Origin of the sequence: Aeromicrobium terrae (assembly GCF_008039565.1) — a bacterium.
GTDB lineage: Bacteria > Actinomycetota > Actinomycetes > Propionibacteriales > Nocardioidaceae > Aeromicrobium > Aeromicrobium terrae.
Window position 1 is genome coordinate 35,473 of the sequence record NZ_VDUX01000008.1, and the last position, 25,408, is coordinate 60,880.

Consider the following 25,408-nt stretch of genomic DNA (forward strand, 5'->3'; position numbering starts at 1 on the left):
CCGGCACGGTGGCGGCGGTCTTCGCGCGCGTGTGACGATTCGAGGGTGAGCAGCCCTGCACCATCAGCAGCCCGCGGCCCGGCACCCCCGCCGTATCCGTACCGCCGCGCGACGCGCCCCGCCGACCATCGCCTCGCCGGTGGCGTCGCGGCGGGCCTCGCCGAGCACTTCGCCGTGCCGGTGATGGCCGTGCGCGTGGTGTTCGTCGTGGCCACCTGGTTCAACGGCGCAGGGGTCATCGCCTACCTGCTGCTCTGGCGCTTCATGGCACTCGCGGAGCCGGAGAGCTCACCCGGGCTGGAGTCGGCCGAGCGGCGGGGTCTGCGCTCCGGCAGCCGGCGGCGCTTCGGCCCGAAGGAGATCCTGCAGACCATCGCCATCTGCGCGATCGGCGCCGGCGTGCTGGTGCTGCTGCAGGTCACCGGCCGGGGCATCAGCGGTTCGCTCCTGCTTCCCGTGCTGGTCGGGCTGCTCGGGGTGGCGGTCGTCTGGCGCCAGCTCGACGACGCCGCGTGGCAGCGCTGGATGCGGCAGACGTCGGGCTGGGCGTTCGCCGCTCGCGCCGCGGCCGGCGTCGTGATGATCGTGCTCGCCGGTCTGTACTTCTTCTCCCAGGAGCGCGGCTGGAGCGGCATCGTCGACGTCGCGTCCGCCGCCGGCATCGCCCTGGTGGGCGCGGCGCTCATCCTCGGCCCCTGGATCAGCAAGCTGCTCGGCGACCTCGCGGCCGAGCGTCGTGAGCGCGTGCGCTCGCAGGAGCGGGCCGACGTCGCCGCCCACCTGCACGACTCCGTCCTGCAGACTCTGGCGCTGCTGCAGAAGAACGCCGGCGACGCCGCTGCCGTGGCCACGCTGGCCCGCCGCCAGGAGCGCGACCTGCGCTCGTGGCTGTACGGCGACGAGGCGCAGCACGGCGACTCGCTCGTCGCCGCCCTCCGGCTCGCGGCCGCCGAGGTCGAGGACGCCCACCACGTGCCGGTGGAGGTCGTGGGCGTCGGCGACGCGGCCCTCGATCCCGACGTCTCCGCGCTGGCCCGCGCGGCCCGGGAGGCGATGGTCAACGCCGCCAAGCACGCCCGCGTCGCCCGCATCGACGTCTACGCCGAGTCCGACGGGCGCACGGCCGAGGTGTTCGTGCGCGACCGCGGCGTCGGCTTCGACCCTGCTGCCGTCGCCGAGGACCGGCTCGGCCTCAAGGGGTCCATCATCGGCCGGGTCGAGCGCCACGGCGGTACGGTCGACGTCCGCAGCGCCCCCGGCGAGGGGACCGAGATCGCGATGCGCCTGCCCCTCCGCACCACCACCGACCAGGAGACCTCGACATGAGCACCTTGCGCGTCGCGATCGTCGACGACCACGCCATGTTCCGCACCGGCGTGCGCACCGAGCTGGAGTCGTCCGCGGACCGCGTCGAGATCGTCGCCGAGGCCGAGGACGTCGACTCCGCCGTGGCCGCGATCGCCGAGCAGCAGCCGGACGTGGTGCTGCTCGACGTGCACATGCCCGGCGGCGGCGGGCTCGAGGTCCTGCGCCGCGTGCCGAGCTCGGCGAAGACGACGTTCCTCGCCCTCTCGGTCAGCGACGCGGCCGAGGACGTCATCGGCATCATCCGCGCCGGCGCGCGCGGCTACGTCACCAAGAACATCAGCGGTCCTGAGCTGCTGGACGCGCTCGAGAGGGTCGCCGGCGGCGACGCCGTGTTCTCGCCGCGCCTCGCCGGATTCGTGCTCGACGCGTTCGCCGGCACCATCGAGATCGCCCAGGTGGACGAGGACCTCGACCGGCTCACCGAGCGCGAGCGCGAGGTCATGCGACTCATCGCCCGCGGCTACGCCTACAAGGAAGTGGCCAAGGAGCTGTTCATCTCGATCAAGACCGTGGAGACCCACGTGTCGAGCGTGCTGCGCAAGCTCCAGCTCTCCAGCCGCCACGAGCTCACCCGCTGGGCCAACGATCGTCGCTTGATCTAGCACGACGGGTGCAGGATGGACCAGTGCGCGTCGAGCTGCTCGGACCTCTGCGGGTCCTGGACGGGGGCGCCGAGGTCGACCTCGGCGGTGCGCTGAACCGCGCCCTCGTGGCCCGGCTCGCGCTCGAGCCCGGCCGGCCGGTCTCCACCACGACGCTCGTCGACGACCTCTGGGAGGATCCGCCGTCGGCGAACGCGCTGCAGTCGGTTGTCTCGCGCACCCGGCGCCGCCTGCCGGACGGCGCGCTGACGTCCAGCGCCGCCGGCTACGCGCTCGACGTCGACGAGGTCGACGCCGCCGAGCTGGAGCGCGCGGTGTCGAGCGGCGACGCGGCGAGCGCGCTGCGGCTGTGGCGCGGCGACCCGCTGGCCGATGTCGACGCACCGTTCGCGGACGCCGTCGCGTCGCGGCTGTCCGAGCTCCGGCTCGGCGCCGTCGAGGCGTCGATGCGCGAGCGCGCCGGCGCGCCCGACGCGGCCCTCGTCGCCGAGCTCGCCGACCTCACCGCGGCCCACCCGTACCGCGAGGGTCTGTGGAACATCTACCTCCAGGTGCTCGCCGCGCTCGGGCACCAGGCCGAGGCGCTCGCCGCGTACGAGCGGCTGCGCTCCTGCCTCGCCGAGGACCTCGGCGCGGACCCGTCGCCGGAGCTCCAGGCCACCCACGTCGCGCTGCTGCGTGGCGACGTCGTGCCGCAGCGGCGGTCGGCCGACCGGCTGCCCGTGGGTCTCACCACGTTCGTCGGCCGCGACGACGACGTCGCGCAGATCGTCGACGCGCTGGACGCGTATCGCCTGGTCACCGTGGTGGGGCCGGGCGGCGCCGGCAAGACCCGGCTGTCGGTCGAGGCGGCCCGGGCGTCCCGGCACGACGACGTCTGGCCGGTCGAGCTGGCGGCCATCACCAACGACGAGGACGTCGTGCCAGCCGTCCTGGCGGCCATGGGGCTGCTCGAGGTGACGGCCGTCGACCGCCGGCGGGCGGGCAGCTCCCAGGACAGCAAGGACCGACTCCTCGAGGCCGTGGCCGACGCGCACGGACTGCTGCTGCTCGACAACTGCGAGCACCTGGTCGACACCGTCGCGCAGGTCACCGAGGACGTCCTGCGGCACGCGCCCGGCATCGTCGTGCTCGCCACCAGCCGCGAGCCGCTCGGCCTGGTGGGCGAGCTCACCTATGCGCTCGAGCCGCTGAGCATCCCCGAGTCGGGGGTGAGCGCCGAGCAGGCGGCCAAGCACAGCGCCGTCGACCTCTTCGTCCAGCGCGCCCAGGCCGTGGACCGGGCGTTCGTGCTCGACGAGTCCACGGTCAGCGGCGTGGTGGAGGTCTGCCAGCGCCTCGACGGGCAGCCGCTCGCGCTCGAGCTGGCCGCGGCGAGGTTGCGCACGCTGACGGTCGACCAGGTGGCGGCCCGGCTGTCGGACCGTTTCCGCCTGCTCACCGGTGGCAGCCGCACCGCGTTGCCGCGGCACCGCACGCTCCGGGCCGTCGTCGAGTGGAGCTGGGACCTGCTCGACGAGGACGAGCGCGACCTCGCCGAACGCCTCGCCGTCTTCCCCGGCGGGGTGGACGCCGACGGTGCCTCCGCGGTGCTCGGCCGCGACGCCGCGGAGCTGCTCGAGTCGCTCGTCGACAAGTCCCTGCTGGTCCCTGTCCGTGGGCCGCAGCCACGGTTCCGGATGCTGGAGACGCTGCGTGAGTTCGGCGTCGAGCGGCTGCTCGAGCGCGGCATCGTCACCGAGGTGCGCTCGGCCCACCTGGATCACTATCTCCACCTCGCCGAGGCCGCCGAGCCCGACCTGCACGGCCCGGACCAGCTCGAGGCCCTCGCGATGCTCGACCGCGACGCCGGCAACCTGCTCGCCGCGTTGCGCTTCGCCGTCGACGAGCAGGACCGCGGTCGGGCCGGGCGGCTCGCCGCGGTCTTCGCGTGGTGGTGGGGGATCCGCGGGCAGGAGACCAACTTCCGGACCTGGATGGAGCTGATCGAGGGACTGCCGGGCACCGCCGACCCGAGCACCGAGGTGGCCATCAACGCGCTCGGCATCATCGCGGCGTTCGAGAAGGACCGCGACAGCGTCGCCCCGCGGATCGAGCGAGCGCTGGCCGCGTACGACACCGGCGAGGCGCACGGTCGGCTGGTCGACATGGCGGTGGCCGCCTTCGAGTTCTTCGGCGCCACCGGCGACCGGGTGATCCCCGAGCCCGAGGACCCGTGGACCCGGGCGGCCACCCGGCTGATGCGCGGAGCACTGCTCGAGAACGCCGGGGAGCCGGAGAACTCTGTGGCGCTGCTCGACCAGGCCCTCGAGGACCTGCGGGCCGTGGGCGACCGATGGGGGATCGCGATGGCGGCGTCACAGCGCGCGTCGTATGAGGGCCAGATCGGCAAGCTCGACGACGCGCTCGACTCGATGAACGAGGCGATCCCGCTGCTCGAGCAGCTCGGAGCCACCGACGACGCCACGTTCACGCGCCAGCGCATGCTGTCGCTCCGTCTCTCGTCGGCCACGCCCGACGACCTGCCGGCGCTGCGCGCGGAGGTCGAGCGACAGGTCGCGGCCTCCAGCGAGACCGGCGACGCGCGGGCCAGCCAGCTCTGGCGCCTCAACCTGGCCCAGGTCGAGCGGCTGTCCGGCAACACCGGCGCCGCGGTGGAGCTGCTGCAGGGTCTGGTCGCCGACATCGGCGAGATCACGGAGGGCATCCCCGGGAGCAGCCAGATGCGGGCGGTCATCCGCGCGGCGCTCGCCGTCGGGCTCGTCGACGACGGGAAGCTGGACCGCGCCCGTCAGGAGCTCGCCGCGGCGACGTCCTTCGCCACGGAGTCCGAGGACATGCCGGTGGTCTCGTCCGTCGGCGTGGCCGCGGCCGTGCTGGCCCACGCCGAGGGCGACCCGGGACGAGCTGCTCGTCTGCTCGGCGCCGCCGACAACATCCGCGGCCGCGGTGACCTGTCGAACCGCGACGACCGCGAGCTCTCCGAGCGCCTCCGTGTCGAGCTCGGCAACGACGCCTTCGAGGCCGAGCGCGCGCGAGGCGAGGGCCTCGATCGTGTCGAGGCCCTCGCCCTGGTGCGTGCTGTCAGCGGCTAGGCCTTGCGCCGGTAGGCGCGGACGGCCAGCGGGGCGAACACGGCCAGGATGACCGCGGAGGTGAGCGCCGCGATGGTGGCGTCCTCGGCGACCGGCCCGCCGGTGAGCAGGCCGCGGACGGCGTCGGTCAGGTGCGTGACCGGGTTGATCTTCACCCAGGTCTGCAGCCAGCCCGGCATCGTGTCGGCCGACGCGAACATCGACGACCCGAACGTCAGCGGGAACAGCGCCAGGAAGCCGAGACCCTGCACGGAGCCGGCCTCGCGGACGATCATGCCGAGCCAGATCGAGACCCAGCACAGGCACCAGGCGAAGGCGAGCACCATCAGCATGCCCAGCAGGACCGAGACGGGTGACGTGCTCGTCCGGAACCCCATCAGGACGCCCATGGCGAGGCTCACCACGATGGTGATGCCGTACCGCAGGCACTCGGCGATCGTCGCGCCGACCAGCGGAGCCGAGCGGGGGATGGGCAGTGACCGGAACCGGTCGAAGACGCCCTCCTTGATGTCGGTGCTCAGGTTCACGCCGATGCTGACCGTGCTGAACAGCACCGTCTGGATCATGATCCCGGGCAGGACGAACTGCAGGTAGTCGTGGGTGTTGCCGGAGATCGCGCCGCCGAGGACGTACACGAAGATCACCAGGAACAGTGCCGGCTGCAGCGTGACGTCGAAGAACTGCTCCGGGTGGCGCATCATCTTGGTCACCGAGCGGCCGGACAGCACGAGCGCGTGCCGCAGCCACGGCCACCAGGTGACGCGGTCGGCGTCGACGGTCCCGGGGACCGGACGCGGGGCGAGGGTGTTGCTCATCGGACGTTCTCCATCTCGTGTGACTCGTTTCGACCGGTCAGGGTGAAGAAGACCTCGTCGAGGTCGGGCAGCTCGAGCGCCAGCTCGGTGACGTCGATGCCCCGGGCGTCGAGGCCGGCCACGACTGCGGCGAGCGCCGCGCTGTCCTCGACCGGGACGCTCGCGTGACCCTTGAGCACCTCCGGCTCTCGACCGACGACGCGCGCGAGCAGCGCGGTGACGTCGGCGAGGTCGACCGGATCGGCGGGACGGACGCGCAGCGTGCGACCGCCGACGATCGCCTTGAGCTCGTCGGGCGTGCCGTGCGCGATCACCCGGCCGCGGTCGAACACCGAGATGGCGTCGGCGAGGGCGTCGGCCTCCTCCAGGTACTGGGTGGTCAGCAGGACCGTCGTGCCCTGGAGGGTGAGCTCGCGGACGACGTCCCACATGTCCTCGCGCTTGCTCGGGTCGAGCCCGGTGGTCGGCTCGTCGAGGTAGATGACCTCGGGCCGGCCGACGAGGCTGGCCGCCAGGTCGAGCCGCCGCCGCATGCCGCCCGAGTACGTCCGGGTGCGCCGGTCGGCGGCCTCGGTGAGGCCGAACTGCTCCAGCAGCTCCTCGGCGCGACGGGCGGCCGCGGCGCGGGTGAGGTCGAGCAGGCGGCCGACGAGCACGAGGTTCTCGCGCCCGGTGAGCTGCTCGTCGACGGCGGCGTACTGGCCGGTGAGGCCGATGGCGCGCCGCACGGCGTCGGGCTCGCGCAGCACGTCGTGTCCCGCGACGGTGGCCGAGCCGGCATCGGGCTGCAGCAGGGTCGCGAGGATGCGCACGGCCGTGGTCTTGCCGGCGCCGTTGGGCCCGAGGACGCCGAGCACCGTGCCGTGCGGCACGGACAGGTCGACGCCGTCGAGGGCGAGAGTCTCGCCGAAGCGCTTCGTGAGCCCCTCGGCGTGGATGGCGTGGTTGGTCATGACCACCACGGTGCTGGCCACGGCTGTCAGGTCGCTGTCACGCTGCTGACAGCGGGCTGACGTGGTCCTACGGGGCTACCGTGGTCGCGTGGACCAGCCGCATCTCATCGTGATCTTCGGCGCCACGGGCGACCTCGCCCGCCGCAAGCTGCTGCCCGGGATCCTCCACCTGCTCCAGTCCGGCCTCGTGGCGGACTTCCGCATGATCGGCGTCTCGCTCGACGAGCACGACGACACGTCGTTCCGCGAGTTCGCCCAAGAGGCGTGCCGCGAGTTCGGCAAGGACGACTTCGACACCGACCGCTGGGCCGAGTTCGCGTCGAAGCTGCACTACGTCAACGCCAAGGACGGCGCGGAGACGCTCGCCACCCGGGCCACCGAGCTCGAGGACGCCCTCGGCGGTGCGCCGGGGCGGCTGCACTACCTGAGCGTCCCGCCCAAGGCAGCGCTCGACGTCGTGAGCACCCTGGACGAGGCGCGCCTCGTGGAGCGCGCCCGGATCATCATGGAGAAGCCGTTCGGCACCGACCTGGAGTCCGCCAAGAAGCTGAACGCGTCGCTGCACGAGGTGTTCGACGAGGAGCAGATCTTCCGCATCGACCACTTCCTCGGCAAGGAGGCGGCGCTCAACATCCTCGCGTTCCGGTTCGCCAACGGCCTGTTCGAGCCGATCTGGAACCGCACGTTCATCGACCACGTGCAGATCGACGTGCCCGAGACCCTCTCCATCGAGGGCCGCGCCGGGTTCTACGAGGGCATCGGCGCGTTCCGCGACATGGTCGTCACCCACCTGTTCCAGATCCTCGGGTTCATGGCCATGGAGCCGCCCACCACGCTGGACTCGGAGTCCATCAGCGAGGAGAAGACCAAGGTCTTCCGCTCGATCCTCCCGCTCGACCCGGCGAACGTCGTGCGTGGCCAGTACCAGGGCTATCGCGACGAGGACGGCGTCTCGGCGGAGTCCGAGACCGAGACGTTCGTCGCGCTGGAGGCGCACGTCGACAACTGGCGGTGGGCCGGCGTCCCGTTCTACCTGCGCACGGGCAAGAACATGGCCGAGGGCGCACGCATCATCTCGATCGCGTTCCGCGAGCCGCCCAAGAGCATGTTCCCGGGCGGCTCGGGGGTCGGCCTCTCCGGCCCGGACCACCTGACGTTCGACCTCGCCGACTCGAGCCGGCTCTCGCTCTCGTTCTACGGCAAGCGCCCGGGCCCGGGCATGAAGCTCGACAAGCTGAGCATGCAGTTCGCCCTGCAGGACACCGAGCGGGCCGGTGACGTCCTCGAGGCCTACGAGCGGCTCATCTACGACGCCATGCGGGGCGACCGCACGCTCTTCACCAACGCCGAGGGCATCGAGCGGCTGTGGGAGATCAGCCAGCCGCTGCTCGACGACCCGCCGCCGGTGCGCCCGTACGCCCCGGGCACCTGGGGGCCGAACTCGGTGCACCAGCTGATCGCACCGCGCGCCTGGCGGCTGCCGTTCGAGCGCACCTGGCGCCGGCCGAATCCGAGCGGAGAGTAGGCGTCAGTCCGGGAGGTACCCGGCGACCAGTCTGACCAGCTCGGACACGAACTCCTCGCGAGGGATCGTCGGGTGCTCGAGCACGTACCGGACGGTGAGGTGCTCGATGGCGCGGACCATCACCCACGCCGCGGTGCTGGGCCGGGTGTCGCCGAGATCGGCCCGGCGCGCGGCCAGGTAGGCGCCGACGAGCCCGACGATGCGCTGCTCCAGCGCCTCGGTCCGGCTGCTGTTCTCCGCCCGGGGGATCTCGTCGGCGATGACGCGCAGGAACTCCGCGTTCTCCTCCAGGGCGTCGAGGAGCGCCTCGATCGTGGGCCGCACCATGGCGGGCCCGGCGTCGTCGATCCGATCGGCCAGCGACGCGGTGATGCGCTCGGCCAGCACGTCGGAGTACCGCTCGACGACCGCCTCGATGACGGCCTCCTTGTTCGGGAAGTACTGGTAGAGCGAGCCGGGGCTCACGCCCGCCTCGGCCGCGACGCGGTTGGTCGAGAGGGCGTCATAGCCGTCGCGCACGAGGACGGCGTGACCAGCCTCGATGATGCGTCCGACCATCTGCCGGGACCGTTCCTGCTGCGGGATCTTCTTCATCGGCGGGGGTGCCGGGCCGCGGGCGGCTGAGTCATGATGCGAATTGTATGCGAGCGATGACTCGTGTCAGCATGGAGCCATGACGACTAGCACCGTCGCCGTCCCGACCCGCTATCGCGCCGCCGAGCATCGCAGTCGCCGCATCGGCGCCGTGCTGCGTCGGGTGGCCCGCGTGCGGGAGGTCGACGAGGAGCTGATGCAGCGTCTGGCCCGCGGGTTCATGGAGCAGGACGAGCTCGGTGCCGCGGTGGCCCGGGCGATGCGGCTGCCGCACGGCGACCCGGACCGCGTCTCGATGGCGCAGCTGCGCACGGCGATCGACGCGGGCATCGACGCGGTCGACGACCCGCCACCGGCGCTGCGGGCGCTGTTCGACGTCGTGGACGTCGTGCCGGACTGGGTCGACTGGGACCTCGTCGAGGAGGGCGGCCGGGTGTCGCGCCGCCTCGGCCAGAACGCGGCCGACGTCCTCACCCAGCTGTCCCTGATCGGCGGCTACCGCTTCGGCGGCCCCACGGACCTCCTCGTCGCCACCGGCGGCCTGACCGGCGACGCGACGATGCGACGCCTCGGCGAGACGCAGAAGTGGACCGTCGCCGTGGGCCGGCCGCACGCGATGCGCCGCGACGGCGAGGGCTTCCGCCTGACCGTCCACGTCCGCGTGATGCACGCCCTGGTGAACGAGACGTTCACGAAGAAGTGGGACGTCGAGCGGTGGGGCCTGCCGATCAACCAGGCGGACCAGGCCGCGACGCTCGGGCTGTTCAACGGCGTGCTCCTGATCGGCTCCAAGGCGCTGGGCGTGCGGATCACGCGCGCCGAGTCCGACGCCGTGATGCACCTGTGGAAGTACATCGGCTGGCTCATGGGCGTCGACGAGCAGTGGCTGATGGAGACCGAGCGCGAGCAGCACCGGCTGAACTACCACGTCCTGCTGGCGCAGGACGACATCAGCGAGGCCGGGCCGAAGCTCGCCCAGGCGATCGTCGACGCGCAGCGCACGCTGCACTTCGACCGGTTCGCCGGGATCAGTCGCTGGCTGTCCCGCGAGCGGCTGCTGAGCATGCTGACCCTGCTGCTCGGCCCGCGCAGCATGAAGGAGTTCGGCCTGCCGCGCCGCCCGCCGTGGGCGATCCTCTACGTCCAGGCGCTGAACGTCGTGCGCTACCAGCTCGTCGGCCGCACGGCCTGGGGCGAGCGCCGTCTCCAGGCGTGGGGCGACCGGGTGCCGAAGCGGGTCATGTACCGCCACTTCGGGCCGGACCAGCCGGAGATCGGCACGCTCAAGGTCTGAGCCAGCAGGTCTCCACCAGGCGCTGCGCCTCCTCGATGGACAGCCCGCGGCTGCGCACCACGTGCACGTACGCCGCGGCGGCGTCGGCGGCGTCGGTGTCGCCGATCCGCCGGGTCGCGATGAGGGTGCCGTTGCGCCCGTGCGTCTCCACCACGCCGTCGACCTCCAGCTCGCGGTAGGCGCGGGCGACCGTGTTGGTGGCCAGCTTCAGGTCGCCGGCGAGACGTCGGACCGTCGGCAGCTTGTGCCCCGGCGCGAGGGCGCCGGCGGCGGCCGCCTCGGCGATCTGGCGTCGCACCTGCTCGTACGGTGGCTCGCTGCTCTCGATGTCGATGCTGACGAGATTCACCCGGCCGATTCTGGCACGCCGCCCGGAGCACTGTCGCCCCCGGAACGTACCCTGGAACGACGATGACGCTCCCCTTTCCCGTGCCGCCGCAGGCCGCTCCACCGCCGTCCTCGGACCAGCCGCGCGAGCGCCGTCGGCCGCGGTCCGAGACGCTGCTGGACGACCTCAACGACGCCCAGCGCGAAGCGGTCGGACACGCCCCCGGGCAGCTGCTCGTGGTCGCCGGCGCGGGCTCGGGCAAGACCCGGGTGCTCACGCGGCGCATCGCCTGGTTGATCGCCGCCCGGGGCGCCCACCCGGGCTCCGTCCTCGCCATCACGTTCACCAACAAGGCCGCGGCCGAGATGCGCGAGCGCGTGGCCGAGCTCGTGGGCGGCGCCGCCCGGGCCATGTGGGTCAGCACGTTCCACAGCGCCTGCGTCCGCATCCTGCGCCGCGAGGCCAACCGGTTCGGCTACACGTCCACGTTCAGCGTCTACGACGCCGCCGACTCGCGTCGGCTGATGACGCTCGTGTGCCGAGACATGGATCTCGATCCCAAGCGCGTCAACCCCCGCGCGGTCCTGCACTGGGTGTCCAACCTCAAGAACGACCTCGTCGACCACGAGGCCGCCGGCGGGCGCGCCGAGAACCCCACCGAGGAGCTGTACGCCGAGGCGTACGGGCACTACCAGCGTCGGCTCAAGGCTGCCAACGCCATGGACTTCGACGACCTCATCATGATGACGGTCCACCTGCTGCAGGCGTTCCCGGACGTGCGCGAGACGTACCGCCGCCGCTTCCGCCACGTGCTCGTCGACGAGTACCAGGACACCAACCACGCGCAGTACGCCCTGATCCGCGAGCTCTGCGACGAGGAGACCGACCTCATGGTCGTGGGCGACTCCGACCAGTCCATCTATGCGTTCCGCGGCGCGAGCATCCGCAACATCCTGGAGTTCGAGGACGACTTCCCCAAGGCCGAGACGATCCTGCTCGAGCAGAACTACCGCTCCACGCAGACCATCCTCTCGGCCGCGAACGCCGTGATCAGCCGCAACGAGGGCCGCAAGGACAAGAACCTGTGGTCCGCCGAGGGCGACGGCGACCTCATCGTCGGGTACGTCGGCGACGACGAGCGCGACGAGGCGCAGTTCGTGGCCGACGAGGTCGACCGGCTCACCGACGCGGGCGACGCCAAGCCGTCCGACGTCGCGGTGTTCTACCGCACCAACGCGCAGTCCCGTGTCTTCGAGGAAGTGTTCATCCGTGTCGGGCTGCCGTACCGCGTCGTCGGCGGTGTGCGGTTCTACGAGCGCAAGGAGGTCAAGGACGCGCTCGCGTACATCCGCGTCCTGGCCAACCCGCGCGACGCCGTCTCGCTACGGCGGATCATCAACGAGCCCAAGCGGGGCATCGGCGACCGCGCCCAGGCCTCGATCGAGCGGCTGGCCGCCCGCGAGGACATCTCGTTCTGGGACGCCATGCTGCGGGCCGAGGAGGCCGGCGACCTCGCCACCCGCTCCCTGACCTGCATCCGCGAGTTCGCCGACGTCATGGCGGAGCTCAAGACCATGGCCGACGCCGGCGAGCCGGCCGACGCCGTGCTCGAGGCTGCGCTCACCCGCACGGGCTACCTCGGCACGCTGGAGAAGAGCAACGACCCGCAGGACGAGACCCGCGTCGAGAACCTGGCCGAGCTCGTGGCCGTCGCCCGCGAGTTCGTCGTCGGCGCCGCCACGATGAGCGACGACGAGGCGGGCACCGAGCCCGACGACCTCGCCCGCGGTTCGCTCGGCGCGTTCCTCGAGCAGGTCTCGCTGGTGGCCGACGCCGACGCGGTGCCCGACGAGGGCGACGGCGTCGTCACCCTGATGACCCTGCACACCGCCAAGGGCCTGGAGTTCCCGGTGGTCTTCCTCACCGGCCTGGAGGACGGCGTCTTCCCGCACATGCGCTCGCTCGGCGACACCGACGAGCTGCAGGAGGAGCGGCGCCTCGCCTACGTCGGCATCACTCGCGCCCGCACGCGCCTCTACGTCACGCGCGCCATGAGCCGCTCGGCCTGGGGCGCCCCGTCGTACAACCCGGCGTCACGGTTCCTCGACGAGCTGCCCGGCCACCTGATCGACTGGCGCCGCGAGGCCCAGCCCGCCACCCAGTGGACCCGGCGCCCTGCGGCGTCGTCGAGCTTCCGCGCGTCCACCGTGGCGGCCAAGTCGAAGCGCTCGCGCGAGGTCCCGTCGTTGGAGCCCGGCGACCGCGTCACCCACGACAGCTTCGGCCTCGGCACCGTCGTGGCGCTCGAGGGCCAGGGCGACAACGCCGTGGCCGCCGTGGACTTCGGCTCCCAGGGCGTGAAGCGGCTGCTGCTGCGTTACGCGCCGGTGGAGAAGCTGTAGCCCCGGTTCTTCGCGAAATGTGACGCTCAAGGCGCCATTCGTCCCCGATGACGCTCTGGGCGTCACAGATTGCGGGCGCAGAGGCGCCAGGTCCGGGTCAGCTCAGGTGGCGGTCCGTCGTATCCGCGACGTCGAAGCGCCTCGAAGATGCGAGTCACGACGGAGATCGGGTGCTGGAAGTCCGCCACGGTGACGACGATCAGTGTCCATCCCGCTGCCTCGATGCGCTCACGACGGAAGTGGTCCTTCTGCCGTTGCTCAGCATCGCGCTCGTGGACCCAGCCGTCGTGCTCGATGACCACGCGCAGCTCCGGAAGGACGAGGTCGCCTCGGGCCAGCCATGTGCCGTCGTCGGCGTGCACATCGACGTTGACCTCGGGCTCGGGAAGCCCGGCCAGGACGATGAGCAGGCGGAGGTCGGTCTCGCGGAGGGAGTCGACGCGGGCGCGGACGAGTGCGGCTGCTTGTCTGGCGCGGACGACACCGTCGAGGTGTGACCTGGTGACGTAGTGGACCAAGTCGTCCACCGTCGTCAGGCCGGCGCGGACGAGGGCGTCGCCGGCGCGGACGAGCTGTCGAATGCCGAGGATCGTGGCGCTGTCCACGAAAGAGCGATCAGGCCCGAGCGTGTCGATGCCGCGGATGAGACGCGGCGAGATCGTGCCGATCCGGCGGTGCAGCACGATGTCTTCCCGCGTCTGACGCGGCCGGTTCGTGGAGAAGTGGATCGGAGTCTCACGTCCGACCTCGACGCCGAGCCAACGCAAGGCGGAGACGTGGCTCAGCACCGCGTCGCGGGCGAGCGCCATGCGCGCGGCGTGGACCTGGAACTCGAAGGTTCGCGGTGTGTCTGCCAGGGACCACACACCGCGGTGCACCTGCTCGACGTGTCTGCCGCGTCGCATCGACGCCGTCAGCCCGGCGGCGTCGGCCTCGGCCGTCGTGAATGGACGCCCGCGGAGCTCTTGCGGGATGAAGGGGTGTCGACTCATCCAGCCAGCGTCGTACCGGGCGCGGCGACGTCCGAGCGTCACGAGAGTCACTGTGGACGACGCGACGTGGTTCGTGACGCTGTGGGCGTCAACCGGAGCGAAAGACGCCCTGGGCGTCACATTTCGCGAAGATCAGGGGCGCACGGAGTGCTGGATCAGCACGGGGTACGGGTCGACCGGGTCGCCGCCGCCGGGGTGGACCTCGAGGTGCAGGTGCGGGCCGGTGACGTTTCCGGTGGAACCGGTGTAGCCGATGACCTGGCCGGGATCGACCTTGTCGCCCGGGGTGACGGCGATGCGGCTCTGGTGGCAGTACCAGATGTCCGTTCCGTCCTGGAGCGTGATGATGGTGCGGTTGCCGTAGGCGCCCTCGTAGCCGGTGGACTTCACGACGCCGGCCGCCACGGACACGATCGTGGAGCCGGACGGGCCGGCGAAGTCGAGGCCGGTGTGCATGCCGCTGGACCACAGCGAGCTGCGCTGGCCGAAGCGCGCGGTCAGGTGGTAGCCCGCCACGGGGAGGACCCACTGGTTCTTCTGCAGCTCGTCGGCGCGAGCCTGCGTCTTGGCGGTGAGGGCCTTGAGGGCCACCTCGCGCTGCGCGACCTGGGCCTTGGCCTGCTTCTCCAGCAGCTCGCGGTCGAAGTCGCGGCTGACGTCGACGGACGCGCCGGCGCCGGCGTCGTTCCCACCGGTGTAGTTGGCGGAGATGGTCTGGTAGTTCGCCCTCAGCACGCCGTCATCGGTGTGCGAGGAGGCCACAGCGGAGCCGATACCCGCCACGACCAGCGCAAAGGCGCCTGCCATGGCAGGGGTGGGACGGAACGAGGCCCGACGGCGACGGGTCGCAGCACGGCGACCGCCAGCGCGGTTGGGGGTCTGTTGACGTACGTCCAGTCGGCGTTTGGGCGCAGACGAACTCACGCAGAAGGCCTCCGGAGTGGGGGGTGGGACTTGACGAGTCTAGGGGACGAGCGATTCCCGTCAACCGTCACCCACCAACCCATGTGCATGAATGCACCCGTGCGAGACGATGGCGACATGGCTGACCGACGCGTCGTGGTGGGCTCCACGGCCACCGACGAGGGCGCCTCCGACCGCGCCGCGGCGGAGGCCCGCAGGCGCAGAGACGCAGGTCAGGAGGTGGTTCTCCTCGGCCACGGCCTCGACGTGGAGCACCTGGCGCGCGCGGCGGTTGCGGAGGACGCCGCGGAGGTCGTCGTCCTCGGGAGCGCTGCCGAGGCCGACACGCTGCGGGCGTGGCTCGCGGAGCACGCGTTCCCGGGCGTGTCCGTGCATCACGCCCCGGTCTGAGCCGCCTCGCGCTCGGAGACGTCCTGCACGAACGTGCGCACCGCGCCCGCGATCCGGCCCGGCTGGGTCCGCACGACCCAGTGGTTGGCGACGACGTCGATGCGCCGCAGGTCGGGCGCGAACGAGCTCACGTCGGCCAGGAGGCCCGGCGTCACGAAGGAGTCCTTCGTGGGCACGATCAGCTGCACCGGCACCGAGGTCGTGGCGCGCCGCAGGCTGGGCCGGTTGGCGCGGTAGAGGTTGACGCCGCGACGTGCGTCAGCACGGAACGTGGAGTCGTCCCAGTGGCCGTCGAGGTGCTGCGACTTCTCCAGCCGCGCGCGGATCGGCCCGCCGAGGCGGCCGAGCACGAGCTCGGGCAGGAACGGGACCTGGAACGCCCCCGCGTGCCAGGCGCGCAGCGCCTGTCCGACGAGCTGGGTGTAGTGGCCGCGGCGCACGCTCTCGCGCAGGAAGTGGCCCACCTGGTCGAGGCCGGGTCCGCTGATCGACGTGAACGACGCCAGGCGCCCCGTCAGTCGGGCGTCCCGGTCCTCACGCATCACGGCCGACCACAGCTGGATCGATCCCCAGTCGTGCCCGACGAGGTGCACCGGCCGGCCGTCGGGCGTCACGTGGTCCAGCACCGCGACGAGGTCGTCGACGAGCCGCGCCACCCGGTAGCCGGATCGGGACGACGGCGCGGTGGACGCCCCGGCGCCGCGGACGTCGTAGGCGACGACGCGGTGGTCGACCTCGAGGTCCTCGACGACCCGGCTCCAGACGCTGCGGTTGTCCGGGAACCCGTGGACGAGCACGACGACCGGCCCGTCCTCGGGACCACTCACCTTCAGGTCGAGCTCGACGTCGGCCGAGGAGATGCGGTCGGTCATGCAGGCGTCCTTCGTCATGGGGTCCGTAACAGTACCTATGTCACCGTACGGTCCCTCCACCCGCCGCGCTCGGGCACGCCGATGAGGGCTAGAGTCCAGAAGGCTCAAGACAACGCAGCAGAACGGACATTCCCGTGGATCTGATGGAGTACCAGGCGAAAGAGCTGTTCGCCAAGCACGACGTGCCGGTCACCGAAGGCATCGTCGCCACCACCCCCGACGAGGCGAAGGCCGCTGCCGAGCAGCTCGGCGTCGTCGTCGTGAAGGCCCAGGTCAAGGCCGGCGGCCGCGGCAAGGCCGGCGGCGTGAAGCTCGCCAAGACGCCGGACGAGGCCTACGAGCACGCCCAGGCGATCCTCGGCATGGAGATCAAGGGGCTCACGGTCAACCGCGTGCTCATCGCGCCGGGCGCGAGCATCGAGGAGGAGTACTACTTCTCCTTCCTGCTCGACCGCGCCAACCGCCGGTACCTCTGCATCGCCAGCGTCGAGGGCGGCGTGGAGATCGAGGAGGTCGCCAAGACCAACCCCGACGCCGTCAAGCAGATCCCGATCGACCCGGGCACCGGCGTCGACGAGGCCAAGGCCCGCGAGATCGTCGCCGAGGCCGCGTTCCCCGAGGCGCTCACCGACCAGGCCGTGCAGACCGTGCTCGCGCTCTGGAAGGTCTTCGTCGAGGAGGACGCCACCCTCGTCGAGGTCAACCCGCTCGCCCGTCTCGAGGGCGACGTGCTGGAGGCGCTCGACGGCAAGGTGTCGCTCGACGACAACGCCGACTTCCGCCACGAGGACCACGCTGCGTTCGAGGACAAGGCCGCGGCCGACCCGCTCGAGGCCAAGGCGAAGGCCAAGGGCCTCAACTACGTCAAGCTCGACGGTGCCGTCGGCATCATCGGCAACGGCGCCGGCCTGGTCATGAGCACGCTCGACGTCGTCGCGTACGCCGGTGAGGCGCACGGCGGCGTGAAGCCGGCCAACTTCCTGGACATCGGCGGCGGCGCCTCGGCCCAGGTGATGGCCGACGGCCTCGACGTCATCCTCGGCGACGAGCAGGTCAAGTCCGTGTTCGTCAACGTGTTCGGCGGCATCACGTCGTGCGACGCGGTGGCCAACGGCATCGTCGGCGCGCTCGACCTCCTGGGCGACGCCGCCACCAAGCCGCTCGTCGTCCGCCTGGACGGCAACGCGGTCGAGGAAGGACGACGGATCCTCGAGGAGAAGAACCATCCCCTCGTGACCCTCGTCGACACCATGGACGGTGCGGCCGACAAGGCCGCCGAGCTGGCGAACGCCTGAGGAACGGAACATGTCGATCTACCTGAACAAGGACTCCAAGGTCATCGTCCAGGGCATCACCGGCGGTGAGGGCACCAAGCACACCGCGCTGATGCTGAAGGCGGGCACGTCCATCGTCGGCGGCGTCAACGCGCGCAAGGCCGGCACGACGGTCAGCCACGTCGACGCCGACGGCAACGACGTCGAGCTGCCGGTGTTCGGCACCGTGGCCGAGGCCATGCAGGAGACGGGCGCCGACACGTCGGTCGTCTTCGTGCCGCCGGCGTTCACGAAGGACGCGGTCATCGAGGCCATCGACGCGGGCATCGGCCTGCTGGTCGTGATCACCGAGGGCGTGCCGGTGCAGGACACCGCCGAGTTCTACGCCTACTCGCAGAACAGCAGCACCCGGATCATCGGCCCGAACTGCCCCGGCATCATCACGCCGGGCGAGGCGCTGGCCGGCATCACGCCCGCGACGATCGCCGGCAAGGGCCCGATCGGCCTGGTCTCCAAGTCGGGCACGCTGACCTACCAGATGATGTTCGAGCTGCGTGACTTCGGCTTCTCCACCGCCATCGGCATCGGCGGCGACCCGGTCATCGGCACCACCCACATCGACGCCCTCGAGGCGTTCGAGGCGGACCCCGAGACCAAGGCCATCGTCATGATCGGCGAGATCGGCGGCGACGCCGAGGAGCGGGCGGCCGAGTTCATCAAGGCCAACGTCACCAAGCCGGTCGTCGGCTACGTGGCCGGCTTCACCGCTCCGGAGGGCAAGACCATGGGCCACGCCGGCGCCATCGTGTCGGGCTCGTCGGGCACCGCCCAGGCCAAGAAGGAGGCCCTCGAGGCCGCCGGGGTCAAGGTCGGCAAGACGCCGTCGGAGACCGCCGAGCTGATGCGGGAGATCCTCAAGAACGCCTGATCAGGGCATGTAGACGAGGCGCTGACCCGCCCGGGCGGCCAGGGTGCTGAACACCTTCTGGCTGATGTCGTAGCTCCCCGCAGGGGTGAACGTCACCTGGGCGACGTCGGCGCCTCGTCGCACGAGGGCCACGCGATAGTAGATGCGTGACTTCTTCGTGACCTCGAGGCCGACGCGCCACACCGTGCCCTTGGCCTCGCCGGAGGTGACCGACATCTTCTGGTCGACCCGGGCCGACAGGCTGTCGTCCTCGCACTTCTTCACGCGGTCGGTGATCTTGGCGACGAACTTCTTGGCCGTCGTGACGGACCGGAACTGCCCGACCGTCTCGGCCACGCCGAACTCCTGGGGCAGCTCACGCGCCTCGGGGATGACGAACACCCGCGACTGCGAGCGGCGGACGTCCTTGCTCTTGAACGACGCGCGGTCGCACTGCGTGGCGGCCGGGTTGATGCCACGCTCCGGGGAGTCGACGCCGGCCCAGACCTTGTCGATGTCGGCGATGGGCGGGAGGTCGACGATGCCGAGGAACTGCGGCGCCTCCGACGTGCGCGGCGGGTTGGCCGACAACACCTCGATGTCGTCGCTGCACCGGCCGCCGCTCTCCTTGCACACCCGCGCGACGGAGTCGTTGAGCGTCTGCGCGAACGTCTCGATCTCCGGCCCGGTGGCGCCGTCGACCTCGTGCACCACGGTGCTCGCGACGGTGCCGGAGTGGCTGAACCCGACGGTGAACGTGCGCTCGGGGGAGCGGTACGAGCGGAGCCGCAGGATGCGGAAGTCGCCGAACGGGCGCTTGACGACGTAGGAGCCGACGAGCTGCACCCGAGGGTGCTCGCAGTCGGAGTACCAGCGGACGAGCCGGCGGAACGCGTCGTCGGCCTCGTCGGTGCTGCGGGACACCTCGATCGCCTGCGCCACGCGCTCGTTGGTGCCGCCCTTCACCTCGTAGGTGCGGACGTACGCCTTGAGCGGGTCGCTGTTGGCGAACCGCTTGGTGGGGCAGGTGGCGTACGGCGTCTTGTCCTCGAGGTCGTCGTTGGTGTCGACCACGCGCCACGTGCGGGCGGGGTCGAGCTTCTTCACCTGCGCGCTGGTGAGGAGGTCGTCGGTGCCGATCTTCTGGGCCTCGAGGACGACGTCGGGGCCCTCGTCGCCGATCTTCTGGCGGTGCGGCAGGTCGGCGCGGCTGGCGAGAGCGTCGCCGTCGGTGACCAGGAACCCGCCACCCAGCACGAGGGCGACGGCCGCGGCGACCAGGAGCAGGGTGTTGCGGCGCTGGCCGATCTGGGCGCGGTGCCGGATGGTCTCCGCCGGTGGCATCTGCATCTGCCGGGTGACCGTGCCGAGCGCGTGCATGCGCTCCTCGAGCTGCTCGAGCGGCTGGCCGAGCCGCTTCTCGAGGACGTCGAGGGCGGTGGTGACCGTCTCCATGCCGTGCTCGGCGGGGACGCCCACCTCGCGGGACGCCTCGACGAGGTCGGTCTGCCCGAGCGTGAGCAGGACGATGAGCCGGCGGTCGTCGATCGGCATGTCGCCGAGCGCCTCAAGGAGCTCGACGTCGGCGTCCTCCTCGTGCTTGCGGCGCAGCGGGTGCGTGCCGCGGCTGAGCGCCGTGAGCCGCCAGGCCTCGTTGCGCACCCAGGCGAGGGGGCGGTGGTCGCGGATCTTCGTCCAGTCGCGCCAGGCGCGGCGGTAGGCGTCGACGGTGGCCTCGAAGGCCACCTGGCGGTCGCCGCACAGGGCGTACGTCGCCCGGAGGGTGGAGGCGGAGGTGGAGGTGTAGAAGCTCGTGAACTCGTCGACGCGAGTCATCGTGCTGCCCTCCTCCGGTCGGTCGGCGTGCCTGAACGCAACAGCCCGACTTTACAGGGACCATGGACGGGTGCCTGAGGCTCCGGAGACCCCTTACCTGAGGGCGGCGTTCCTCACGGCGGGGGTGGCGGTGGTCCTCGGGCTGGCGGTCAGTGCCCTGATCAGCGTCCTCGGGCGGGCCGGCATCGACGGTTCCGCGGCCGGTCTGGCCCGCACCGCGGTCCGCGGCTGGCTGGTGGCGCAGGGGTCGGGCATCGAGGTGCAGGGCACGTCGATCTCGCTCGTCCCGCTCGGCGCGTCGGTGCTCGTCGCCGCGCTCGTCGCGCAGTCGGCGGCGTGGATCTGCGCCGACCCGGTCGACGAGCTCGGACCGTTCGCGGCCACCGTCGCGGGGGCCCACGGCGTCGCCGCGGCCATCCTGTCCGCCGTCACCGAGACCTCGGAGGTGCGGACGTCCGTGGTGCGGGCGGCCTTCGGGGCGTTCGCCGTCGGCGGCGTCGGTGCCGCGCTGGGCGCGAGCCTGCGGCACGGCCGCACCGACGCGCTGTGGTTCACCGACCGCTCCGACGTGCGTGCGGTGGTCCGCGGGGCGGGCTGGGGCGTCGTGACGCTTGTCGGCTCGTCGGCGGTGCTGCTGACCGCGCTCCTCGTCGTCCACCTCGATCGTGCCGGTGACCTCTGGGCGATGCTGAACCCCGGGTTCTGGGGTGGGGTCTCCCTGGCCGTCGTGACGCTGCTCGCCGTGCCCACGGGAGTCCTGTGGACCGTCTCGGTCCTCCTCGGTCCCGGCTTCGCGCTCGGCACCGACACCTCCGTCGACCTGACCGGTGCCCAGCTCGGCCAGGTGCCGGGCTTCCCACTCCTCGCGGCGCTGCCCGCGCCGGGGGAGTTCGCCGGCTGGGTCTTCGTCCTCGGGCTCGTCCCGCTGGCCGCCGGGATCGCGGCGGGATTCCGCACCCCGTACGAGTCGACCGACGACCAGGCGCTCCTTCGTCGCCTCGGGCTCGGTGCTGCGGCCGGCGCGGTGGCCGGGTTCCTGGTCGGGCTGGCCGTGCTGCTGTCGTCCGGCGGCATCGGGCCGGGACGCATGGCGGACGCCGGGCCACCCGCGTTCACGCCCCTCCTGGTGGCGGTCCCCGTGCTCGCCGTGGGCGGTGCTCTGGGCGCCGTGCTGGCGCACTATCGTGGCGGCCGTGCCCTCGGCTCGCCTCGTCGTCCTCGTCTCCGGTGGCGGCACCAACCTCCAAGCGCTGATCGACGCGACGACGTCGGCTGACTACGGGGCTGAGATCGTCGCCGTCGGCGCCGACCGCGAGGGCATCGAGGGTCTGGCGCGCGCCGAGCGGGCGGGCATCCGCACGTTTGTCGTGCGCACCGCCGACCATCCCGACCGCGCGGCCTGGGACGTCGCCCTCGCCGAGGCCGTCGAGGACCACCAGCCCGACCTCGTGGTGCTCGCCGGGTTCATGAAGCTCGTCGGGCCGGCGTTCCTCGCGCTGTTCGGCGGCCGCACGGTCAACACGCACCCGTCCCTGCTCCCGTCGTTCCCGGGCATGCAGGCCCCGAAGGACGCCCTCGAGTTCGGGGTGAAGGTCACCGGCGCGACGCTGTTCGTCGTCGATGCCGGCGTGGACACCGGACCGATCATCGCCCAGGTGGCGGTGCCGGTCCTCGACGACGACGACGTCGAGTCCCTGCACGAACGCATCAAGGTCAGTGAGCGCACGATGCTGGTCGACTGGATCGGCCGGCTCGTGCGGGAAGCCAGCACAGGAGAGACCCCGTGAGCGACACCATCCGCCCCGTCAAGCGAGCCCTCGTCTCGGTCTACGACAAGACCGGCCTCGAGGACCTCGCCCGCGACCTGCACGCCGCCGGCGTCTCGATCGTGTCCACGGGTTCCACCGCCAAGACCATCGAGAGCGCCGGAGTCCCGGTGACGCCGGTCGAGGAGCTCACCGGGTTCCCCGAGTGCCTCGACGGGCGCGTCAAGACGCTGCACCCGAAGGTGCACGCGGGCATCCTGGCGGACCTGCGGCTCGAGTCCCACGTCAGCCAGCTGGCCGACCTCGGCGTCGAGCCGTTCGACCTGGTGGTCGTCAACCTGTACCCGTTCCGCGACACCGTGATGTCCGGCGCGACGCCGGACGAGTGCGTCGAGCAGATCGACATCGGCGGTCCGTCGATGGTGCGAGCGGCCGCCAAGAACCACCCGAGCGTGGCGGTCGTCGTGTCCCCGTCGGCCTACGACGACGTCCGCAAGGCCCTCGCCGACGGCGGCTTCACCCTCGAGCAGCGCAAGCGGCTCGCCGCGCAGGCGTTCGCGCACACCGCGTCGTACGACGTCGCCGTGGCGTCGTGGTTCGCCTCGGCCTACACGCAGCCCGAGGACGGGTCGTTCTTCCCCGACTTCACCGGCGCCACGTGGGAGAAGGGCGCGGTGCTGCGGTACGGCGAGAACCCGCACCAGCCGGCCGCGATGTACCGCCACTGGCGTGGAGGCTTGGCGGCTGCCGAGCAGCTGCACGGCAAGGAGATGTCGTACAACAACTACGTCGACACCGACGCCGCGCGCCGGGCCGCCTACGACTTCGACGAGCCGGCCGTGGCGATCATCAAGCACGCCAACCCGTGCGGCATCGCCGTCGGTGACGACGTCGGCTCCGCCCACGCGAAGGCGCACGCCTGCGACCCGGTGTCCGCCTATGGCGGCGTCATCGCGGCCAACCGTCCGGTGTCCGTCGCGATGGCCGAGCAGGTCGCCGAGGTGTTCACCGAGGTGATCGTGGCTCCCGACTACGAGGACGGCGCTCTCGAGGTGCTGCAGGGCAAGAAGAACCTGCGCATCCTGCGCGTCCCCGCGGACGCCCACCCCGACCCGATCGAGTTCCGCGGCATCAGCGGCGGCGTGCTCGTGCAGCAGGTCGACCGCATGCAGGCCGAGGGCGACGACCCGTCGACGTGGACGCTGGTGGCCGGCGACCCGGCCGACGAGGCCACGCTGGCCGACCTCGCGTTCGCCTGGACCGCCGTCCGCTCGGTGAAGTCGAACGCGATCCTGCTGGCCAAGGACCGCGCCTCGGTGGGTGTGGGCATGGGGCAGGTCAACCGCGTCGACTCGTGCCGCCTCGCGGTCGAGCGTGCGGGGGAGGAGCGGGCCTCAGGGTCCGTCGCCGCGTCCGACGCGTTCTTCCCGTTCCCCGACGGTCCGCAGATCCTGCTCGACGCGGGCGTGCGGGCGATCGTCCAGCCGGGCGGCTCCATCCGCGACGACGCCGTGATCGAGGCTGCTCAGGCGGCCGGCATCACGATGTACGTCACCGGCACGCGGCACTTCTTCCACTGACGCGTCAGGGCAGCGTGACGCCGGTGAGGCGCCCGATCGCCTGGACCAGCAGGCGCGCCTCCTCGGCGTCGGAGTACTGACCGGACTGGCGCCGCACGGCGCCACCGGCGATGAGGGCGATGACGGACGCCGCCACGCCCTGGGGGTCCTCGGCGCCGAAGCGGGCGAGGAGTCGTGCGGCGAACGCCTCGAAGGCGGTGAGCGCCTCGGCCGCGCTGGCGCGGAGCATCGGGTCCTTGCAGGCCGCGAGGAAGATCGACAGCTCGCGGGCCGCCACCTCCGGGGTCCGGACGGTGAACGCGTGGCGCACGAGCTCGGTGACGTCGGCGGCGCTGGCCGCCATCTCGCGCTCGACGGCGGTGATCGCCTGCATGGTCTCCGACCACTGCTCGATGTGCGCGGCCAACGCCTCGCGCAGCAGGTCCTCGATGGACGCGAAGTAGTACGTGGTGGTGGCCGGGGGCAGCCCGGCGCGGCGTGCGACGGCCCGGTGGGTGACGGCACGCGTGCCGCCCTCGGCGAACAGCTCGATGGCGGCCGCGAGCAGCTCCTCGCGGCGCTGGCGGCTGCGTCCTTGGGCGAGCTGGGCTCGGCTGGCCATGGTTCTCCCTCACGTGATGGTGCTGACAAGCATCGTGACAGACTCGACCCGTGGCGGAGCACGAGATGCAGCACAGGACGGCGCAGATCCTCGACGGCAAGGCGGTCGCAGCCGCCATCAAGACCGAGCTCACCACGCGGGTCGCCGCTCTTCGCGAGCGCGGCGTGGTGCCCGGGCTGGGCACGATCCTCGTCGGCGACGACCCGGGCAGCCGGTGGTACGTCAACGCCAAGCACAAGGACTGCGCCGAGGTCGGGCTGGAGTCCATCCGCGTCGAGCTGCCCGCCACCGCGACGCAGGCCGAGGTCGAGGACGCCGTCGACCGGCTGAACGCCGACCCGGCGTGCACGCTCTACATCGTCCAGCTGCCCCTGCCGAAGGGGATCGACGAGAACGCGATCATCGGCCGCATCGACCCCACCAAGGACGCGGACGGCCTGCACCCGACCAACCTCGGCTGGCTGGTGCTGGGCAAGCCCGCGCCCCTGCCGTGCACGCCGCGCGGCATCGTCGAGCTGCTGCGCCGCCACGACGTCGAGATCGCCGGGGCCAACGTCGTGGTCGTCGGCCGCGGCATCACCGTCGGCCGGCCCATGGGCCTGTTGCTGACGCGTCGCTCCGAGAACGCCACGGTCACCCTCTGCCACACCGGCACGAAGGACCTCGCCGCGGAGACCCGCCGCGCGGACATCGTCATCGCCGCCGCCGGCGTGCCCGGCATCATCACCGCGGACATGGTCAAGCCCGGCGCCGCGCTGCTCGACGTCGGCGTGAGCCGCGACGAGGACGGCAAGATCGTCGGCGACCTGCACCCGTCGGTGCACGACGTGGCCGGCTGGGTCGCGCCGAACCCCGGCGGCGTCGGCCCGATGACCCGGGCGATGCTGCTCAGCAACGTCGTCGACGAGGCCGAGGCCAGGCTGTGAGACTCCCGCGCAGCCGTGGGTCGCAGATCTACCTGCTGCTGCTCGTCGGGGTCTTCGTCGGCCTGGTGCTCGTGATCGCCGGCCCGTGGCGCGCCGGCCTGCTGACCGTCGGCAGCACGTTCGTGGTGGGCGCGATCGCCCGCCTGGTGGTGCCGGCCAACCACGTCGGCATGCTGCGCGTGCGCAGCAAGGCCTTCGACATCTTCTGGACCGGCACCCTCGGCGTCAGCCTGGTGCTCCTGGCGGTCGTCGTGCCGCCGGGGCCAGCGGGATGAGCGGACCACCGGTGGTCGAGTGCCTGCGAGCGCCAGCGCGAGCAGGTGTATCGAGACCACGTCAGCAGCGAGCCTGAACCCTCACCGGG

The 25,408-nt window shown here is 71.8% G+C and carries 23 protein-coding genes; 14 read left to right on the forward strand and 9 right to left on the reverse strand.

Features of this window, described 5'->3' with window-relative positions; genetic code table 11:
• Nucleotides 1-45 precede the first annotated feature (45 nt).
• The 3 genes from FHP06_RS14510 to FHP06_RS14520 are packed head-to-tail and all read left to right on the forward strand — an operon-like array spanning nucleotide 46 to nucleotide 5,065.
• Nucleotides 46-1,326: an ATP-binding protein gene (locus FHP06_RS14510; RefSeq protein WP_147687522.1), complete on the forward strand. Its 1,281-nt coding sequence runs from the start codon at nucleotides 46-48 to the stop codon at nucleotides 1,324-1,326.
• On the forward strand, nucleotides 1,323-1,970 hold the full coding sequence (locus FHP06_RS14515) for a response regulator (RefSeq protein ID WP_147687523.1): 648 nt from the start codon (nucleotides 1,323-1,325) through the stop codon (nucleotides 1,968-1,970). Before FHP06_RS14510 ends, FHP06_RS14515 begins: the two co-directional genes overlap by 4 nt.
• A gap of 23 nt (nucleotides 1,971-1,993) precedes the next feature.
• Nucleotides 1,994-5,065, forward strand: a complete 3,072-nt coding sequence (locus FHP06_RS14520) for a BTAD domain-containing putative transcriptional regulator (RefSeq protein ID WP_147687524.1) — start codon at nucleotides 1,994-1,996, stop codon at nucleotides 5,063-5,065.
• On the opposite strand, the gene FHP06_RS14525 is transcribed toward FHP06_RS14520, so the two are convergent.
• Together FHP06_RS14525 and FHP06_RS14530 are read right to left on the reverse strand one after the other, a co-directional pair.
• The gene (locus FHP06_RS14525) at nucleotides 5,062-5,880 is read right to left on the reverse strand and encodes an ABC transporter permease (protein WP_147687525.1); all 819 of its coding nucleotides are present in this window, start codon (nucleotides 5,878-5,880) and stop codon (nucleotides 5,062-5,064) included. The two genes, FHP06_RS14520 and FHP06_RS14525, sit on opposite strands and share 4 nt — an antisense overlap.
• A complete protein-coding gene (locus FHP06_RS14530; protein ID WP_147687526.1) occupies nucleotides 5,877-6,833 on the reverse strand; it encodes an ATP-binding cassette domain-containing protein in 957 nt (318 codons plus the stop codon). The genes FHP06_RS14525 and FHP06_RS14530 overlap by 4 nt, the downstream gene beginning before the upstream one ends.
• 88 nt (nucleotides 6,834-6,921) lie before the next feature.
• Here FHP06_RS14530 and zwf point away from each other — a divergent pair, with 88 nt between their 5' ends.
• The gene (gene zwf / locus FHP06_RS14535) at nucleotides 6,922-8,358 is read left to right on the forward strand and encodes a glucose-6-phosphate dehydrogenase (RefSeq protein WP_147687527.1); all 1,437 of its coding nucleotides are present in this window, start codon (nucleotides 6,922-6,924) and stop codon (nucleotides 8,356-8,358) included.
• A 3-nt stretch (nucleotides 8,359-8,361) separates the two neighbouring features.
• Here zwf and FHP06_RS14540 read toward each other — a convergent pair whose 3' ends face one another.
• A complete protein-coding gene (locus FHP06_RS14540; protein WP_222706499.1) occupies nucleotides 8,362-8,952 on the reverse strand; it encodes a TetR/AcrR family transcriptional regulator in 591 nt (196 codons plus the stop codon).
• A 79-nt stretch (nucleotides 8,953-9,031) separates the two neighbouring features.
• Here FHP06_RS14540 and FHP06_RS14545 point away from each other — a divergent pair, with 79 nt between their 5' ends.
• Nucleotides 9,032-10,246 carry an oxygenase MpaB family protein gene (locus FHP06_RS14545; RefSeq protein WP_147687528.1) on the forward strand — a complete coding sequence of 405 codons (1,215 nt, stop codon included), beginning with the start codon at nucleotides 9,032-9,034 and terminating at the stop codon, nucleotides 10,244-10,246.
• Here the strand turns inward: FHP06_RS14545 and FHP06_RS14550 are convergent.
• Nucleotides 10,236-10,595, reverse strand: a complete 360-nt coding sequence (locus FHP06_RS14550; protein WP_147687529.1) for a GntR family transcriptional regulator — start codon at nucleotides 10,593-10,595, stop codon at nucleotides 10,236-10,238. The two genes, FHP06_RS14545 and FHP06_RS14550, sit on opposite strands and share 11 nt — an antisense overlap.
• A gap of 62 nt (nucleotides 10,596-10,657) precedes the next feature.
• Between FHP06_RS14550 and pcrA the strand changes: the two genes are divergently transcribed.
• Nucleotides 10,658-12,976: a DNA helicase PcrA gene (gene pcrA / locus FHP06_RS14555; protein WP_147687530.1), complete on the forward strand. Its 2,319-nt coding sequence runs from the start codon at nucleotides 10,658-10,660 to the stop codon at nucleotides 12,974-12,976.
• A 62-nt stretch (nucleotides 12,977-13,038) separates the two neighbouring features.
• Here the strand turns inward: pcrA and FHP06_RS14560 are convergent, their stop codons facing one another.
• Together FHP06_RS14560 and FHP06_RS14565 are read right to left on the reverse strand one after the other, a co-directional pair.
• Complete coding sequence (locus tag FHP06_RS14560; protein WP_147687531.1) at nucleotides 13,039-13,968, reverse strand: PDDEXK family nuclease; 930 nt, start codon at nucleotides 13,966-13,968, stop codon at nucleotides 13,039-13,041.
• A gap of 132 nt (nucleotides 13,969-14,100) precedes the next feature.
• A complete protein-coding gene (locus tag FHP06_RS14565) occupies nucleotides 14,101-14,775 on the reverse strand; it encodes a M23 family metallopeptidase (RefSeq protein ID WP_147687532.1) in 675 nt (224 codons plus the stop codon).
• A gap of 234 nt (nucleotides 14,776-15,009) precedes the next feature.
• Between FHP06_RS14565 and FHP06_RS14570 the strand changes: the two genes are divergently transcribed.
• The gene (locus tag FHP06_RS14570) at nucleotides 15,010-15,282 is read left to right on the forward strand and encodes a hypothetical protein (RefSeq protein WP_147687533.1); all 273 of its coding nucleotides are present in this window, start codon (nucleotides 15,010-15,012) and stop codon (nucleotides 15,280-15,282) included.
• Here the strand turns inward: FHP06_RS14570 and FHP06_RS14575 are convergent.
• Complete coding sequence (locus FHP06_RS14575) at nucleotides 15,267-16,154, reverse strand: alpha/beta fold hydrolase (RefSeq protein ID WP_187271958.1); 888 nt, start codon at nucleotides 16,152-16,154, stop codon at nucleotides 15,267-15,269. The genes FHP06_RS14570 and FHP06_RS14575 overlap by 16 nt on opposite strands.
• A 134-nt stretch (nucleotides 16,155-16,288) precedes the next feature.
• On the opposite strand from FHP06_RS14575, the gene sucC reads away from it, so the two are divergent.
• Together sucC and sucD are read left to right on the forward strand one after the other, a co-directional pair.
• Nucleotides 16,289-17,449 (forward strand): ADP-forming succinate--CoA ligase subunit beta, encoded by a 1,161-nt coding sequence (gene sucC / locus FHP06_RS14580; RefSeq protein ID WP_147687535.1) that lies wholly within the window; start codon nucleotides 16,289-16,291, stop codon nucleotides 17,447-17,449.
• Between the two features lie 10 nt (nucleotides 17,450-17,459).
• Nucleotides 17,460-18,356 carry a succinate--CoA ligase subunit alpha gene (gene sucD, locus FHP06_RS14585; protein WP_147687536.1) on the forward strand — a complete coding sequence of 299 codons (897 nt, stop codon included), beginning with the start codon at nucleotides 17,460-17,462 and terminating at the stop codon, nucleotides 18,354-18,356.
• On the opposite strand, the gene FHP06_RS14590 is transcribed toward sucD, so the two are convergent.
• Nucleotides 18,357-20,171: a SigE family RNA polymerase sigma factor gene (locus tag FHP06_RS14590; RefSeq protein WP_147687537.1), complete on the reverse strand. Its 1,815-nt coding sequence runs from the start codon at nucleotides 20,169-20,171 to the stop codon at nucleotides 18,357-18,359.
• Nucleotides 20,172-20,241: 70 nt separating this feature from the next.
• Here FHP06_RS14590 and FHP06_RS14595 point away from each other — a divergent pair, with 70 nt between their 5' ends.
• From FHP06_RS14595 to purH, 3 genes are read left to right on the forward strand one after another with little or no spacing between them, the layout of a single operon-like run.
• Entirely contained in the window at nucleotides 20,242-21,447 is a 1,206-nt protein-coding gene (locus tag FHP06_RS14595) for a cell division protein PerM (protein WP_147687538.1), read from the forward strand.
• Nucleotides 21,356-21,958: a phosphoribosylglycinamide formyltransferase gene (purN, locus tag FHP06_RS14600; protein ID WP_147687539.1), complete on the forward strand. Its 603-nt coding sequence runs from the start codon at nucleotides 21,356-21,358 to the stop codon at nucleotides 21,956-21,958. Before FHP06_RS14595 ends, purN begins: the two co-directional genes overlap by 92 nt.
• The gene (gene purH, locus FHP06_RS14605) at nucleotides 21,955-23,517 is read left to right on the forward strand and encodes a bifunctional phosphoribosylaminoimidazolecarboxamide formyltransferase/IMP cyclohydrolase (RefSeq protein ID WP_147687540.1); all 1,563 of its coding nucleotides are present in this window, start codon (nucleotides 21,955-21,957) and stop codon (nucleotides 23,515-23,517) included. The genes purN and purH overlap by 4 nt, the downstream gene beginning before the upstream one ends.
• A 4-nt stretch (nucleotides 23,518-23,521) precedes the next feature.
• Here the strand turns inward: purH and FHP06_RS14610 are convergent, their stop codons facing one another.
• Nucleotides 23,522-24,118 carry a TetR/AcrR family transcriptional regulator gene (locus tag FHP06_RS14610; protein WP_147687541.1) on the reverse strand — a complete coding sequence of 199 codons (597 nt, stop codon included), beginning with the start codon at nucleotides 24,116-24,118 and terminating at the stop codon, nucleotides 23,522-23,524.
• Nucleotides 24,119-24,183: 65 nt separating this feature from the next.
• On the opposite strand from FHP06_RS14610, the gene FHP06_RS14615 reads away from it, so the two are divergent.
• Both FHP06_RS14615 and FHP06_RS14620 read left to right on the forward strand, forming a co-directional pair.
• Nucleotides 24,184-25,044, forward strand: a complete 861-nt coding sequence (locus tag FHP06_RS14615; protein WP_147687638.1) for a bifunctional methylenetetrahydrofolate dehydrogenase/methenyltetrahydrofolate cyclohydrolase — start codon at nucleotides 24,184-24,186, stop codon at nucleotides 25,042-25,044.
• On the forward strand, nucleotides 25,041-25,319 hold the full coding sequence (locus FHP06_RS14620; protein WP_187271959.1) for a DUF3017 domain-containing protein: 279 nt from the start codon (nucleotides 25,041-25,043) through the stop codon (nucleotides 25,317-25,319). Before FHP06_RS14615 ends, FHP06_RS14620 begins: the two co-directional genes overlap by 4 nt.
• Nucleotides 25,320-25,408 lie beyond the last annotated feature (89 nt).